The organism is uncultured Arcobacter sp. (genome assembly GCF_937982575.1).
GTDB lineage: Bacteria > Campylobacterota > Campylobacteria > Campylobacterales > Arcobacteraceae > Arcobacter.
The window spans coordinates 1-14,967 of record NZ_CALJLR010000028.1; the positions used below are offsets into that span (position 1 = coordinate 1).

Sequence of the window (14,967 nt, forward strand, 5' to 3'; positions counted from 1 at the left end):
AACCATTGGCCACCTCCTTAAAAGGGAGATGCTCTACCAGCTGAGCTAACGGGTCGTCTTAATTAAAATGGAGTGGAATTATAAGAAATTTTACCTTATTTGTCAAGGGTTTTTTGCAAAAATTTTGAAATTTTTTTCAAAGAGCTTTTTGCAGCTTGAATTTGGATTTCTTCCCTAGTACCAAAAAACTGAAAAATATCTATATCTTGAACCCCTAAAGAGTCCATAAAACCGATAACTACGCATCCTACAGGTTTGTTTTTTGTTCCACCATTTGGCCCAGCCACTCCTGAAATTGCAATTGCATAATCTGCATCAAATTTCTTTAGAACTCCACTTAACATTTCCTTAACAGTTTCAACTGAAACTGCTCCAAAATTTTCTAGAGTTTTATTTGATACATTTAACTCTTGATTTTTTATTTCATTTGAATAGGAAACTATGCTTCCATTAAAAATATTTGATGAACCAGAAATTCTTGTTATTAAAGATGCAACTAATCCTCCTGTGCAAGATTCTGCACAAGTTATTGATTTATTGTGTTTAAAAAGTAAGTCCTGCATCTTAATCATATCATCATCATTAAATATATCATCAAACATATTAAGCTCCTTTTTAAATGTCCCATTTAAAAAGGGACTCTAATCTTATGATTTCTTTTATCGTTGGAAGTAAATTCCAACTAAAGAAACCTTTTGCACTCTCTTTGAAAAATCCTAAAGTGAAGAACGAGTTCTTCTTGGTATAAAAAAAAAGAGTATGAGAAAACTCATACTCTTTTAAACTAGATTAATAGCTAATATTATTCAGTTAAATCAGCTAAAAATTGTTTTTCATCAAATTCTAGACCTAAATAATCAACAATATATCTTATATCTCTTTCTGCATTACCTAAACATGAAGTTGCTCCTGGACTTGGAGTCATGTTGAATATGATTCCATTACCTGGGTTAATAGAAGCTTCTCCAAGCATTAGTTTTTTCTCTGTTTTATTTAATACTTGTGGTCTTACTCCACCAAATCCTTTAGCATACTCTAAATCATCTGGAGTTAAAGAAGGAACAATTTTTTTAGCATCTTTTACAAATAGACCTTTATTGATTCCTGGAACTTCAAATAAGAAGTTTTTAAATACATAGTTTCTAATTTCACTATCTTTAATTAAATCCCACATAATTTTCATAATGCTTCCATCAAAATTCATAGTTTTTAGACATTGGAAGAATGATTTCCCACCTTTATATCTCTCTAATACTAATAGTGCAAGTGCTGTTGGTCCAAATCTTGTTTTTCCATCACATAAAATATCAGGGTCTCCATGAAGTGCAGCAAATGGAAGTTTTGGATTTTGTACCATATAAACTTTTCCATTTAAGTATTTGTTATTTGTAATATAAAAGCTTCCGGCCATTGATAAAGAACCCATATCTTTACCATAACCCATCTTATGAGCTAGAAATAAAGAGTGAGCACCAGCATTTACAATAACAAAATCAGCTGTATATACTGATCCGTCCATTGTACTTACTTTAAATTTATCACCAATTTTTTCAATATATTCAGCTTCTGAATTATAATAAATATCTGTGATTTTTTCTGGATCTGCTTTTTGTCCTGCTTTTGCTAACTCTTGAGTCATAGCACCAAAATCAACAGTTGTATATTCGTCTCTTGCACCCATTGCAACAATAGGTTCTGGTCTTTCTACTTTTTTGTCTTTATCTGCATAAACTAATAATGGCTCTAACTCTTTTAATTGTTCTTTATCCCAAAGTTCTAAATATGGAAATAGTTCTTTAAACTCGTTATATCTATTTTTAATAAACTCAACTTCTTTTTCTCCAACACCTAAAGCCATTTTTTGATGTTTGAACATTACTTTGTCTTGTAAATTATATTGAAGACAAAACTTTTCTATCATTTTTGCTGTTCTTTTAGTGATTTTTGCTTTATCTAACGTATAGTTAGTTTCAATATCACCTACATGGATAGTTTGTGAGTTACTTGTACCTTTAGAGTTTAGAGTTGCTAAACTTTCATATTTTTCAAGCATACAAATACTTTTTATATTTGTATATTTTGCAAATTCATAGAATGTCGCTGCACCCGAAATTCCACCACCTACAACTAATATGTCATAATGCTTATTATTCATGTTCAATTCCCCATAATAAAATATAGCAAAATAATATCATAGTTAACAAAAAGATTCTCTGTAATATAAAGTAAATTTATTCAGATGTGAAAAATTATTCTATTTAGTAACATAATATAGATAATAATTTGTCTCAAATGTGTACATTAGAAACAAAAAAAGGTTAATATGAGTAAAAAACCTAAGACAATGTACAATTATTGTACATCATGTGTTTTAGAATATAATCTATTTAATAAATTATTTATATGCAAATTTTGATGATAACTTTATATTAAATTATCTTTAGATATAATCACCCAATTTTAAGAAATAAGGTAATTATAATATGGATTACAAAGAGAGTATATTACTTCCAAAAACAGATTTTCCAATGAGAGGAAATCTTCCAAACAACGAACCAATAAAATATAAAAAGTGGGATGAGCAAAAAGTTTATGACAGAATGAAAGAGAACAGAGTTGGAGCTGAAACTTTTACTCTACATGATGGTCCTCCCTATGCAAATGGTCATATTCATATTGGTCATGCATTAAATAAAATATTAAAAGATATAATTAATAAATTTCACTATTTTGATGGAAAGTCAATTAGATATGTTCCAGGTTGGGATTGTCATGGTTTACCAATTGAGCAAAAAGTTGAAGAAAAAATAGGAAGTACAAAGAAAAAAGAACTTCCAAAGTCAAAGTTAAGACAACTTTGTCGTGATCATGCAACTAAATTTGTTGATATTCAAAGAGGTGAGTTTAAAGAATTAGGTATTATCGCCGATTGGGATAAACCTTATTTAACTATGGACTTTAAATTTGAAGCAAATATTTATAGAGAACTTTGTGCTATTGCAAAACAAGGACTTCTTGTGCAACGGTCTAAACCAGTATATTGGTCTTGGGCTGCTCAAACTGCCTTAGCTGAAGCTGAAGTTGAATATGAAGATAAAACTTCACCATCAATTTATGTTGCATTTAAACATGAAGAAATGGATGCAAGTCTAATTATTTGGACAACAACTCCATGGACACTTCCTGCAAATACTGGTATCTCGCTTAATGGCGAAGAAGAGTATGTCTTGACAAGTGATAAATTTATTGTTGCAAAAAAACTATATAACTCATTAGTTGAAAATGAAGTTATATCTGGTGAAGTTGTAAAAACAATTAATCCAAATGATTTAGAAAATACATTTGCAATTAATCCTTTAAATGATAGAAAATCTAAAGTTATATTAGGTGAACATGTAATGATGGACTCAGGTTCTGGGGCTGTACATACTGCACCTGGTCATGGTGAGGATGATTATAAAGTAGGTCTAAGATATGATTTAGATGTAATTATGCCAGTGGATGCATATGGAAAGTATGATGAAACAATTAATAGAGAAAAACTATTTAGAGATACGGAAAAATACTTAGGACTAAATGTATTTAAAGCAAATGAACTTATCCTTGAAGAGTTGGGTGATGCACTATTAAAAAGAGTTGATATTAGACACTCTTATCCACATTGTTGGAGAACACATACCCCTATTATCTTTAGAGCAACAAAACAATGGTTTATATCAATAGATGATAATTATGGAAAAGAGAATAAAACGTTAAGAGAAAATGCACTTAAAGTTGTGGAAGATTTAACTTTCTATCCTGAGTGGGGAAGAAATAGATTAAAATCTATGCTTGATGGGCGTCCTGATTGGTGTATTTCTAGACAAAGAGATTGGGGTGTTCCAATTGCATTTTTTAGAAATAAAAAGACTGATGAAATAGTATTTGACGAAAAAGTATTAAATTATACAGCTATGATTTTCGAGCAAAAAGGTTGTGATGCTTGGTATGATTTAGAAATCAATGAATTGTTATATCCAGGAAGTGGTTTAAATCCAGATGATTTAGAAAAAACAACTGACATTTTAGATGTTTGGTTTGATTCTGGTTCTACTCAAAATGCAGTTTTAAGATCTAGAAATTATGATGCAGGAACTTTTCCAGCTGATATGTATCTAGAAGGAAGTGACCAACATAGAGGTTGGTTCCAATCTTCACTTTTAACTACACTAGCTTCAAGTGAGATAGCTCCTTATAAATCGATTTTAACACATGGATTCACTGTTGATGAAAAGGGTGAAAAAATGTCTAAGTCAAAGGGTAACGTAGTTGCTCCTGATAAAGTTTTAAAACAGTATGGAAGTGAGATTTTAAGACTTTGGGTTGCAATGAGTGATTATCAAAGTGACTTAAAGATTTCTGATAATATTTTAAAACAGATGGCTGAGCAGTATAGAAAGATAAGAAATACAGCAAGATTCTTATTAGCAAATATCAATGACTTAGAAGCTTTAGTTGATGTAAAAGATTTTGGTATTTTAGATAAATGGATAATTGCAAAAGCAAAAAAAGTTTTTGATGAAATTGATGATGCATTTAAAATCTATGAATTTTCAAAAGGCTTAAATAAGTTAAATAATTTTTTAGTTGTGGATTTGTCAGGAGTATATTTAGATATTTGTAAAGATAGATTATACTGTGATAATAAAAATGATATTCATAGAACTTCTGCTCAAACAGCAATGGCATTGATTGCTAAAAAACTATTATTAGTATTGGCACCAATTCTTACTTATACAGTAGATGAGTTACTAGAGTATTCACCTAAAATATTAAAAGATGATGTAAGTGATGTATTTGATTTAGTTAAATTTGATTTACCTGAAGTTGAAAGTAAGCTTAACGAAGAAAATTTAATAAAAGTTAAAGAGAAGTTTTCTGAATCAGTAGATAAACTAAAAAAAGATAAAATAATAAAATCTACTTTAGAACTTGATATTTATACAAATTCTAATGATGTACTTGCTTTGCCTTCTATTGAAGCTGAAGATTGGTTTTTAGTAAGTGCAATTTTAGATTCAAAAGAAGAGACAGCATTAATAAGTTTTGAAATAGATGGAATAGTTTTTGAAGCATATAAAGCGAAAAATGCAAAATGTCCTAGATGTTGGAAGTTTAAATCACAAAGTGAAGATAAACTCTGCGCTAGATGTGATGAAGTTCTAGGTTAAGCATTTATGTTTGAACAAGAAGTTACACTCTCTACAATATTTATTACAATAGGAGTAATAGTCGTTCTGACAGCTATTGGAATATTTCTTGTAAAGAGAAGAATAGAAAAATAAAAGGTTTTTAAATGATGCCATTTAGTGATGAAGATTTACTTCCCGTTGTTAAAAATATCATTGATAATAAAATAGCGCCTATGCTTGCAAAAGATGGTGGAGCTATGTCATTATTAGATATTAAAGATGGGAAAGTCTATGTTCAACTACAAGGTGCTTGTGTTGGCTGTAGTGCAAGTGGAAGTACCTTAAAATATGTGGTTGAAAAAGAATTAAAAGCAGCAATTCATCCTGATTTGATTATAATAAATGTAGAAACAGGGATGGAAAATCGATTAGAGGAGCTATAATGATAAATGAAAAAAAATTATTAAATGATGCAAATAGCTATTTTTTAAATAAAGAATTCGATAAAGCTATGTTTATTTATGCTCAATTAACATCAGTATTTAAATATAATAAAGAATATCCAATTTATGCTCTTTTTTGTGATGTAGCAAGTGAAGATGTTGACAAAGCATTATCTTTATTTGATTATTTTACAGTTGCAAAAGATCAAAATATAGAAGAAGCAATTGCCTATGTACACAAGGTAATAGATGCATATGATGGTGATATTGATAAAATGATGGATATATTAAAAGATCTTACAAACTCAACAGTTGATTCACTTGATGCTATTAAATATGATGATTTCAAAGTTTTAATTCAATCAAGAGGCTCTTTTCGAGTTGCTTTTGAAGATATAATGTTTTCTACAAAAGTTGCAATAGATTCAAAAGATGATTTTTTTGATTTTGTAACAAAACTTATAGAAAATGATTTTAATACAACAGCTTATTCATACCTTGAGGGGTTTAATGAATATTTTGCATATGATTCAAAAATTGAAGAGCTTTATAAAATGCTAGAAGAAAAAAAACTTGCAACTAGTCATAAATAACAAAATATATACAGATAATTCTAAAGAGGCAGATGAAAATTCTGCCTTTGTTTATTCAAAACAAAATAAAATTTTTATAGAAGATGCTAAAAAAAATGGATGTAAAGAGTTTATTAAATCAGAAGATTTAAAAAATCATTGTGACTTTTCATCAATAAAAGTTATTGGAATAACAGGTACAAATGGTAAAACTACCACAGCAGCTGCTATTTATTCTATACTTTTAGACTTAGGTTATAAAGTTGCTCTTCAAGGAACTAGGGGCTTTTTTATAAACGAACAAAGAGTAGAAGAGTACTCTTTAACTACTCCTGTTCAACTTGGAAACTTTGCTCATGTACAAAAAGCTATAGAAAATCATTGTGATTTTTTTGTTATGGAAGTTAGTTCCCATGCAATAGAGCAAAAGAGAATAGAGGGTTTAACTTTTGAACTTAAAATTCTTACAAATATTACAAGAGACCATCTTGATTATCACAAAACCATAGAAGAGTATATAAATGTTAAAAACTCTTTTTTTGATGATGAGAGTAAAAAGCTAATTAATAAAGATGAAAAAAAAGCTAAATTCAATCCTAAAAATTGTTTAACTTATGGATTAGATGAGCCATCAACATATAAAGTTCAAGCATACTCTTTTAAAGATGGTATGCATGTTGCTTTACAAAACTTTGAAAAAGTAGAGAGTTTTACTTCTATGATGATGGGTATATTTAATGTATACAATTTAACCGCTGCAATAGCAGCTGTTCATATGACTACAAAAAAATCTTTAAATGAAATCTGTGAGGCTGTTGAAAACTTCGCAGGAGTTTCAGGAAGAATGGAAACTCTTAGTTTAAATCCATATATTATAGTTGACTTTGCCCATACTCCTGATGGTATGAAAGAGGTATTAGGAAGTTTTGGACATAAAGATATTATAGTAGTATTTGGTGCAGGGGGAGATAGGGACAAAGATAAACGTCCACTTATGGGAAAAGTTGCACAAAATTATGCAAAACATATCATAGTAACTAGTGATAATCCAAGATTTGAAGACCCAGATTTAATTATTGAAGATATTTTAAGAGGTATTAGCGATAAATCAAAAGTGGAAGTTGAGATAAATAGAAAGCTTGCGATAAAAAAAGCTATTGATTTATATACTAAAAATAGTGTTATTTTAGTTTTAGGAAAAGGGGATGAAGAGTATCAAATCATATATGACCAGAAACTCCCCTTTTGTGACAAAGAGGTTATCAACTCTTATCTATAAGCTCTTATAGTAAAACCTCTTTTATCAGCTGTGTCAGCAATATAATTTACATAAGTAATAATAGCTTCTTTTCCTAGTTGTTTCTTCACGTGCCAAGATGCCTCTAAAACTCTTTTTCTTGATAATCCTTCCATTAGATAATCTTTTAAAGGTTTTTTATCAATATCTTTATCTTTTATATTTGAAATTATATCTTTGATATAAACTTTATCTTTTATATCAACTACTGGAATTATTTGAAAAGAAGTTGCATTTTTATTTTTCTCTAAAAACTTATTGATTCTGTCTGTACATGAATTATAAAATTCATAAGTTCCTTCTGTCTCTGCATAACATCCAGTTGCATCATATCTATTAGGTCTATTTTTTTGTGCGTCAACTCTTATTTCATTTTTTTCGATATTTGCTAATTCAAACTTTTCATTGAGTACTGATAACTCTTCTTTAAGTTGTTTTACAATTAAATTAATTTCATCTTCTTTTGCTTGAATATTATTTGAAAGTTCTTCTTTTGTAACATAGTTTGCCTGTATATCTTTTGGTAAGTCTTCAAATATAAGAGTTGCTTTTTGGGCATTTTCTTTTTGATTTTGTGAAATTAATAAATAGCTGATTATTGCCATAAGTATTAAAATTATGTATAAAAATTTAAAGCCACTTTTACTCTCTTTAACTTCTGGTTCAGTTTTTTTTGGAGTAACTTCTTCTTCTGGTATTTCTTCTTCAACTGTACTTGCTTCATTTAAGCTCTCTTGGGAACTTTTCTTTAGCAAGTCAATTAATTCTTCTTTATTCATATATCTTCTTTTTCAAGTTTTTAATATTATAAGCTAAATTGTTTTAAAATTCAAGTTAATCTTTGTTTTTTAGGTAAATATAGAAAATTAAAAATATTATTCCCATAAATAGAGGATAAAAGAATAGATACTCTTTTAATAATAAAATATTATCGTCTATATCTGATTTTTCTAATGTATTTATACTCTCATAGACTTCAATTAAATCTTCTTTTGAATTTGCAACAAAAGATTTTGCTCCTGTTTCTTGGGAAATGAAATTTAAAATTTGTCTATTTGATTCACCTATACCAATAGTATATATTTTTATATTATATTTTACTGCAAGTTTATTAACAATTTGAAGTGGAATTTTACTTGCAGTATCTTCCCCATCTGTTAGTAGAATTATAATATTTGATTTTGCTTTTTTATTCTTTAATATATTTATAGATGTGGCAAGAGAGTCAAACATAGCTGTTTGTTCACCTACTATTCCAATATCAATATACTTAATTATCTCTTTTTGTGAATTTTTGTCAAAACTAAGTGGCGAAGCTGTTAATACAGAACTTCCAAATACTACAAGTCCAATGTTATCATTAATTCGTTTTTCAATAAAGTCTTGTACTACACTGTTTACTACATTCCATCTATTTTGGTTTATATTAGCTTTATTAAAGCCTCGCTCTCTCATAGAACCACTAGTATCTAAGTCTAAAATTATATTTATACCATCTTTTTTTAAAAGTTGTCTATCTAGGATTTTTATTGGTGAAGCAAGGGCAATAAGAGAAAAAATAATGGCTAAATACTTAATAATATAAATTAAAGTATTTTTATTTGAGGAGGAGTTTTTGAATATTTTAAGATGAACAAAATAGTAAGCAGGATTTTGTGCCTTACAATAGATATCACAAAAAATAAATAAAAATATTAGACATAAAAACCAAGGATACTCAAAACTAAAATTATCAAACATCTACATTTTCCATAAAGAGTTCATATTTTTGATATATAGTATTATCAAATTTTTTTACATCTTTTTTATATTTATATTCTTCTAATTCACTTATTAGCTCTTCTGCCAATTTGATTTCCCTATGGCTTTTTGCAAGTTTTTTAACATATTTTGTAATTTCATAAGCGGCATTTTTTGTATTATTTAAATCAAGATTTTCCAATCTTTTGTAATATCTTTTTCTAGGATTATTTTTGCTTTTGAAATATTTATATAATAAATATATAAAAGAAAATATAAGAATTAAAGAAACTCCTATTAGAAGTATAAAAAGATAAAAAGAGATATCAGGAATAGTCTCTAAAGCTTTTATTCCATTTATTTTTAATTCATTCATTTTCCAACCAAACTTGCAATTTTTGAAATAGGTTCTTCATGGGTATATATTTTAGTAAATTTTATATTACATTTTTGAAGATGATTAAATAAATCATGGTCATTTTTTTTGATAAATGCTTTATAGTTATTAATAGAAGATTTATCAATAACTCCATCAAATCTTAGGCCACTGTTTGTATCAACAAAACTGCTATTTCCTAGTTTTTGTGGATTTTCTTCAAATATATCCCTAACAATAATTACAAATATTTCATGTCTTTTTGCTAAAACTCTCAAATCTAAATTTGCTATTTCTATAAAATCTCCTATTAAAAATAGTATAGATTTCATTTTGATTAATTTAAATGAATCCTCATGAAGATGTTTATAATTAATAGATTTTCCTAAAGGATTATAATCAAATACTTTTTGACACATATTTGCAACACTTGACAATTTCTTACTTCTTTTAGTAATATTTTCAAAAGTCTCATTTATTATAAAAGAAGAGAAGGGGTCTGTTTGTTTGATACTTGAATATCCCAAAATCGAACAAACTTCAGTTACTAACTCCTGTTTTGATTTTTTAGTTCCAAAAATCATACTTCCACTTAGCAATGGAATTATATTAATATTGAGCTCTTTTTGAGCATGAAAAACTTTTACATAAGCAGTATTCATTTTAGCACTTATTGTCCAATCAATATTTTTAATATCTTCGCCAAATTCATACTCTCGTAACTCTAAAAAATCATAACCTTCACCTTTTAGGTTTGAACTATTATTTCCAGAAATTTCTGTAAAGACCTGTTTTTTTGTTTTGATTAAAATCTTTTTTAAATTTTTATTCATATCTTATGGAATATCTACTTTTTGAAGTACTTTTTGTAAAATATAATCACTTGATATATCCATAGCTTGTGCTTCATAGGATAAAACAATTCTATGTCTTACTATATCTTTAAACACCAATGCAATATCTATTGGAGTAACGTGATCATTACCTCGTATAAAAGCTTTTGCTTTACTAGCTTTAAACATATCTATTGTTGCCCTTGGACTTGCTCCAAATTGAATATAATCTTTTATATCATCTAATCCATATTTTTCAGGTTCTCTTGTGGCAAAAATAAGATTTACAATATATTGTTCTAACTCTTCATCAATATGAACATCAACAACTGCTTTTTTGAGCTTATCTAAATCCTCTTTGCTAGCTACAACACTTGGAGTTTCAAAAGTGCTTAAAGTTACTTTTTTTGCTATTTCAAACTCTTGTTCTTTTGAATTATAATCAAGTAAAATTTTATACATAAATCTATCAAGTTGAGCTTCAGGTAACTCATAAGCACCTTGTGATTCTATTGGGTTTTGAGTAGCAAGTACTAAAAATGGAAGCTCTAGGTTATATGTTTCATCGGCAATAGTTATCTGTTTTTCTTGCATAACTTCTAAAAGTGCAGATTGAACTTTAGCAGGAGCTCTGTTTATCTCATCTGCTAAAAGAAGATTTGTAAAAATAGGACCTTTTTTTATACTAAACTCTGCTGTTTTCATATTAAATATTTGGGCACCAATAATATCTGATGGAATTAAATCAGGAGTAAATTGAACCCGTTTAAAATTAAGACTTAAGCACTTGGATAAGGCTTTTACTGCAGTTGTTTTTGCAAGTCCTGGAACACCTTCTAGTAAAACGTGACCATCACATAAAAGAGCAATTATTAAGGCATCTACCATGTTCTCTTGACCAATAATAGATTTGGATAACTCTTTTTTTATCTCATTGATTTTTTCTAAATAATCCATTTAAAATTTCCTTTTTAAATCATTGGAAGATTTTATCTAAATTCATTTAATAAAATATTAAAGGTTACTTAGATAGAATCACGGTTCTATTTTTATAGAAACCTCACATGTGTCAATCCTGGTCTGGGTTGTGACAAGTTAATTTTAACTTGGCATTAAGGGGCACAGAGGCTAAACCCAAATAAAACATAAACAAGGAAAAAACATGGTTACAATGAAAGACCTATTAGAATGTGGTGTACACTTCGGACACCAAACGAGAAGATGGAATCCAAAAATGAAAAAATATATTTTTGGTGTAAGAAAAAATATCTATATTATAGATTTACAAAAAACGTTAAGATACTTCAGATACACATATACTCTTATTAGAGATGCTGCTGCTGAAGGTCAAACAATGATGTTCGTTGGTACTAAAAAACAAGCTAGTCAAGCGGTTAAAGATGCTGCTATCTCTTGTGGTATGCCTTACGTTAACCATAGATGGTTAGGTGGGATGTTAACAAACTACGGAACAATTAAAAAATCAATTAGAAAATTAGAAATTATTAAAAAAATGAGAGAAGAAGGTCAACTAGATCTTTTAACTAAAAAAGAAGCTTTAATGCTTTCAAGAAAAGAAGAAAAATTAGAATTATATCTTGGTGGTATCAAAGATATGACTAAAATCCCTGATATGATGTTTGTACTTGATGCAGTTAAAGAAAAAATTGCTATTCAAGAAGCAAGAAGATTAGGAATTACAGTTGTTGCTCCTTTAGATACAAACTGTGATCCAGATGTAGTTGATTGGCCAATTCCAGGTAATGATGATGCAATTAGATCAATTCAACTATTTTGTAAAGAAATGGCTGCTGCAATGAACGAAGGTAAAGCTGCATATGCAGAAGCTAACGGTGATGTTGCAGACGTAGAAGAAGAGCTATCTACTGAAGAAGTAGCTGAAGTTGTTGCAGAAGCAGTAGCTGAAGGTGAAACTGAAGTTGAAGCAGAAGCAGTAGAAACAACAAAGGAAGCATAAGATGGCTGGCGCAACTCCTAAATTAATAAAAGAATTAAGAGAAAAATCTGGTGCAGGTATGCTTGATTGTAAAACTGCATTAAATGAGTGTGATGGAAACATTGACGAAGCAATGAAATACTTAAGAGAATCTGGTTTAGCAAAAGCTGCTAAAAAAGCTGGAAATGTAGCAGCAGAAGGTTTAATCACTATTTTAGTTAATGATGATGCAACTAAAGCTACTATGACAGAAATCAATTCTCAAACTGACTTCGTTGCTAAAAATGATCAATTTATTGCTTTAGTAAATGATGTTACTGCTCATGTACAAGCTGAAGGTTGTAATGAAAAAGAAGAATTATTAAAAACTACTATCAATGGTGTAAACTTTGAAGAGTATTTAAATAGTAAAATTGCAACAATTGGTGAAAATATCGTAACTAGAAAAATGGCAACTATATCTTCTGATAATGGTGTTGTTAATGGTTATGTTCACTTAGGTAAAGTTGGAGTTATGTTAGCTGCAACTTGTGCTGATGGTGCAAAAGATAAAACTAAAGATATATTAAAAAAAGTTGCTATGCATGCAGCTTCTATGAAACCAACTGTTATTTCTTATAAAGATTTAGATGCAGAGTTTATAGAATCTGAAAACAAAGCAATTATTGCTGATATTGAAAAGTTAAATGAAGAGTTAGTAAGACTTGGAAAACCTCTTAAAAATATCCCTGAATTTGTTTCTCAAGTTCAATTAACTGATGAAGCTATTGCAGCTGCTGAAGCTAAAATGAAAGAGGAATTAATTGCAGAAGGTAAACCAGAGAAAATTATTGGAAACATCGTTAAAGGTAAAATTGCTAGATGGATTGAAGATAATACTCAATTAGATAAAACATATGCACTATTATCTCAAACTTACGTTATGGATGATTCAATGACAGTTGAGCAAGCTATTAAAGCTTGTGATGAGTCAATTGAAATTGTTGAGTATGTTAGATTTGAACTTGGTGAAGGTATCGAGAAAAAAGAAGAAGATTTCGCAGCTGAAGTTGCTGCACAAATGGCTTAATAAATATTATTAAGAAATTAATAAAAAGAGGGGTTTACCTCTTTTTATTTAAGACTGGAGAAAAATGAACGACCAGCCTATACTACATGCTAAAAACATCTCTCATAAATTTGATTATGAACTTTTTAATAATATAAATCTTACTCTAAATAAAAAAGAATCAATTGCAATTATTGGAAAAAGTGGAAGTGGAAAGTCTACTTTACTAAATATTATCTCATCTCTTTTAAAACCAAATATTGGTGAAGTAATTTTTGATAATAAAAATATTTATACAATAAAAAATAAAAACCTTTTAAAGATAAGAAGAGGAGATTTTGGTATAATATTTCAAGCACATTATCTTTTTAGAGGATTTACTGCAAGTGAAAATTTGCAAATTGCACAATTTTTAAGTGATGAAACTATAGATGATAACCTTTTAGAAAAGTTAGGTATAAGTCATGTTTTACATCAAGGTATTGGTGAATTAAGTGGTGGTCAACAGCAAAGATTATCTATTGCTAGGGTTTTAACAAAAAAACCTAAAATAATTTTTGCTGATGAACCAACAGGAAATTTAGATAAAGATACTGCACATGATGTGATGAATACCTTATTTGAATATATAAAATCTAATGATGCTGGATTAGTTCTTGTTACACATGAAGAAGATATTGCTTTTAAATGTGATAAAGTTTATAAACTAGTCGATTTGGAATTACAGGAGATTAAGTGACATTACTGTTGATTACAAAAACTAATATGGTAGTTAAAATTTTTGATTTAATATGTACTAAACTTGAAATAAAACTATTTGTACAAGATAATACAGGCATTAGTAAAAATTATGACTTTATTGTTGTTGACCAAGATTTGGTTGATGAGAAATTTAATATTATCAAACAAATGGCATCAAAAATTGGTGCAATTTCTAATGAAGAACTTCCTTTTGATAAGTCAAGAGACTTTTTAATTTCAAGACCATTTTTACCACATGATTTATATACTATTTTATCAGAGCAAATAGATAATATAAAAGAAGAAGCAAAACAAGAACGAGATAGTAAAAATAAATTTTCTCATGATGATGATATTGAAGGAATCTCAGACTATATAGAAACCTTAGCAGATGATATTGCTTATGATATTGAAGATGAGGGTGATGAAAGTATTATTTCAATAGCTGCATTAAAAAATGGTGGTATCTTAGATAAAAGTGAACTAGGAAAAATCAATTCAATACTAAATGATGATAATTTACAAGCAAGATTCCAAAAAGAGTTTGTGGATGAATCAGAAATGAGTGAGACAGATTGGAAAGATCTTTCACAAATTATTGATGATGCCTTAGGTGAAGTAAAAGAGTATGAATTTGATTTAAATCATAACGAACCATATGAACTTTTACTAAATAAATATAATATAGATGAATTAAGACCATTACTAACAAAGTGTAACCAATCAATTATTGATAGATTATCACAAGGTGAGGTTATAGATTTAAGATTATCAATCAACAAAGGCTAA

At 28.5% G+C, this 14,967-nt stretch carries 15 protein-coding genes; 8 read left to right on the forward strand and 7 right to left on the reverse strand.

Translation table 11 applies throughout. The annotated features are described in order from the left end of the window. Positions 1-95 precede the first annotated feature (95 nt). Complete coding sequence (locus Q0617_RS13205) at positions 96-602, reverse strand: CinA family protein (RefSeq protein ID WP_298753824.1); 507 nt, start codon at positions 600-602, stop codon at positions 96-98. 200 nt (positions 603-802) lie between these two features. Beyond that, complete coding sequence (locus Q0617_RS13210; RefSeq protein WP_298753826.1) at positions 803-2,155, reverse strand: FAD-dependent oxidoreductase; 1,353 nt, start codon at positions 2,153-2,155, stop codon at positions 803-805. 328 nt (positions 2,156-2,483) lie between these two features. Here Q0617_RS13210 and ileS point away from each other — a divergent pair, with 328 nt between their 5' ends. The 4 genes from ileS (at position 2,484) to Q0617_RS13230 (ending at position 7,465) form a co-directional block, all read left to right on the forward strand. Then, complete coding sequence (ileS, locus tag Q0617_RS13215) at positions 2,484-5,210, forward strand: isoleucine--tRNA ligase (RefSeq protein ID WP_298753828.1); 2,727 nt, start codon at positions 2,484-2,486, stop codon at positions 5,208-5,210. Between the two features lie 125 nt (positions 5,211-5,335). Then, on the forward strand, positions 5,336-5,614 hold the full coding sequence (locus tag Q0617_RS13220; protein ID WP_298753830.1) for a NifU family protein: 279 nt from the start codon (positions 5,336-5,338) through the stop codon (positions 5,612-5,614). Then, positions 5,614-6,207, forward strand: coding sequence for a hypothetical protein (locus tag Q0617_RS13225; RefSeq protein ID WP_298753832.1), 594 nt, complete (start codon positions 5,614-5,616; stop codon positions 6,205-6,207). Before Q0617_RS13220 ends, Q0617_RS13225 begins: the two co-directional genes overlap by 1 nt. Then, entirely contained in the window at positions 6,188-7,465 is a 1,278-nt protein-coding gene (locus Q0617_RS13230; protein ID WP_298753834.1) for a UDP-N-acetylmuramoyl-L-alanyl-D-glutamate--2,6-diaminopimelate ligase, read from the forward strand. The genes Q0617_RS13225 and Q0617_RS13230 overlap by 20 nt, the downstream gene beginning before the upstream one ends. Here the strand turns inward: Q0617_RS13230 and Q0617_RS13235 are convergent. Genes Q0617_RS13235 through Q0617_RS13255 form a run of 5 tightly spaced genes read right to left on the reverse strand, consistent with a single transcriptional unit; the run spans position 7,456 to position 11,389 of the window. Further along, on the reverse strand, positions 7,456-8,262 hold the full coding sequence (locus Q0617_RS13235) for a hypothetical protein (RefSeq protein WP_298753836.1): 807 nt from the start codon (positions 8,260-8,262) through the stop codon (positions 7,456-7,458). The genes Q0617_RS13230 and Q0617_RS13235 overlap by 10 nt on opposite strands. Before the next feature lie 55 nt (positions 8,263-8,317). After that, positions 8,318-9,223, reverse strand: coding sequence for a VWA domain-containing protein (locus Q0617_RS13240; protein ID WP_298753838.1), 906 nt, complete (start codon positions 9,221-9,223; stop codon positions 8,318-8,320). Beyond that, positions 9,216-9,599, reverse strand: coding sequence for a hypothetical protein (locus tag Q0617_RS13245; RefSeq protein WP_298753840.1), 384 nt, complete (start codon positions 9,597-9,599; stop codon positions 9,216-9,218). Before Q0617_RS13245 ends, Q0617_RS13240 begins: the two co-directional genes overlap by 8 nt. Then, positions 9,596-10,432, reverse strand: coding sequence for a DUF58 domain-containing protein (locus Q0617_RS13250; protein WP_298753842.1), 837 nt, complete (start codon positions 10,430-10,432; stop codon positions 9,596-9,598). Before Q0617_RS13250 ends, Q0617_RS13245 begins: the two co-directional genes overlap by 4 nt. A gap of 3 nt (positions 10,433-10,435) precedes the next feature. After that, complete coding sequence (locus Q0617_RS13255) at positions 10,436-11,389, reverse strand: AAA family ATPase (protein WP_298753844.1); 954 nt, start codon at positions 11,387-11,389, stop codon at positions 10,436-10,438. Positions 11,390-11,594: 205 nt separating this feature from the next. Here Q0617_RS13255 and rpsB point away from each other — a divergent pair, with 205 nt between their 5' ends. The 4 genes from rpsB (at position 11,595) to Q0617_RS13275 (ending at position 14,967) form a co-directional block, all read left to right on the forward strand. Next, positions 11,595-12,410: a 30S ribosomal protein S2 gene (gene rpsB, locus Q0617_RS13260; protein ID WP_298753845.1), complete on the forward strand. Its 816-nt coding sequence runs from the start codon at positions 11,595-11,597 to the stop codon at positions 12,408-12,410. Between the two features lies 1 nt (position 12,411). After that, positions 12,412-13,458, forward strand: a complete 1,047-nt coding sequence (tsf, locus tag Q0617_RS13265) for a translation elongation factor Ts (protein ID WP_298753847.1) — start codon at positions 12,412-12,414, stop codon at positions 13,456-13,458. Between the two features lie 64 nt (positions 13,459-13,522). Next, positions 13,523-14,176 (forward strand): ABC transporter ATP-binding protein, encoded by a 654-nt coding sequence (locus tag Q0617_RS13270; RefSeq protein ID WP_298753849.1) that lies wholly within the window; start codon positions 13,523-13,525, stop codon positions 14,174-14,176. Beyond that, positions 14,173-14,967, forward strand: coding sequence for a hypothetical protein (locus Q0617_RS13275; protein WP_298753851.1), 795 nt, complete (start codon positions 14,173-14,175; stop codon positions 14,965-14,967). The genes Q0617_RS13270 and Q0617_RS13275 overlap by 4 nt, the downstream gene beginning before the upstream one ends.

What these genes read in the sequence shown, in the direction of transcription:
- Q0617_RS13205 (WP_298753824.1), bottom strand. Translation starts at nt 602, where the DNA reads ATGTTTGATGATATATTTAATGATGATGATATGATTAAGATGCAGGAC.
- Q0617_RS13210 (WP_298753826.1), bottom strand. Translation starts at nt 2,155, where the DNA reads ATGAATAATAAGCATTATGACATATTAGTTGTAGGTGGTGGAATTTCG.
- ileS (WP_298753828.1), top strand. Translation starts at nt 2,484, where the DNA reads ATGGATTACAAAGAGAGTATATTACTTCCAAAAACAGATTTTCCAATG.
- Q0617_RS13220 (WP_298753830.1), top strand. Translation starts at nt 5,336, where the DNA reads ATGATGCCATTTAGTGATGAAGATTTACTTCCCGTTGTTAAAAATATC.
- Q0617_RS13225 (WP_298753832.1), top strand. Translation starts at nt 5,614, where the DNA reads ATGATAAATGAAAAAAAATTATTAAATGATGCAAATAGCTATTTTTTA.
- Q0617_RS13235 (WP_298753836.1), bottom strand. Translation starts at nt 8,262, where the DNA reads ATGAATAAAGAAGAATTAATTGACTTGCTAAAGAAAAGTTCCCAAGAG.
- Q0617_RS13240 (WP_298753838.1), bottom strand. Translation starts at nt 9,223, where the DNA reads ATGTTTGATAATTTTAGTTTTGAGTATCCTTGGTTTTTATGTCTAATA.
- Q0617_RS13245 (WP_298753840.1), bottom strand. Translation starts at nt 9,599, where the DNA reads ATGAATGAATTAAAAATAAATGGAATAAAAGCTTTAGAGACTATTCCT.
- Q0617_RS13250 (WP_298753842.1), bottom strand. Translation starts at nt 10,432, where the DNA reads ATGAATAAAAATTTAAAAAAGATTTTAATCAAAACAAAAAAACAGGTC.
- Q0617_RS13255 (WP_298753844.1), bottom strand. Translation starts at nt 11,389, where the DNA reads ATGGATTATTTAGAAAAAATCAATGAGATAAAAAAAGAGTTATCCAAA.
- rpsB (WP_298753845.1), top strand. Translation starts at nt 11,595, where the DNA reads ATGGTTACAATGAAAGACCTATTAGAATGTGGTGTACACTTCGGACAC.
- tsf (WP_298753847.1), top strand. Translation starts at nt 12,412, where the DNA reads ATGGCTGGCGCAACTCCTAAATTAATAAAAGAATTAAGAGAAAAATCT.
- Q0617_RS13270 (WP_298753849.1), top strand. Translation starts at nt 13,523, where the DNA reads ATGAACGACCAGCCTATACTACATGCTAAAAACATCTCTCATAAATTT.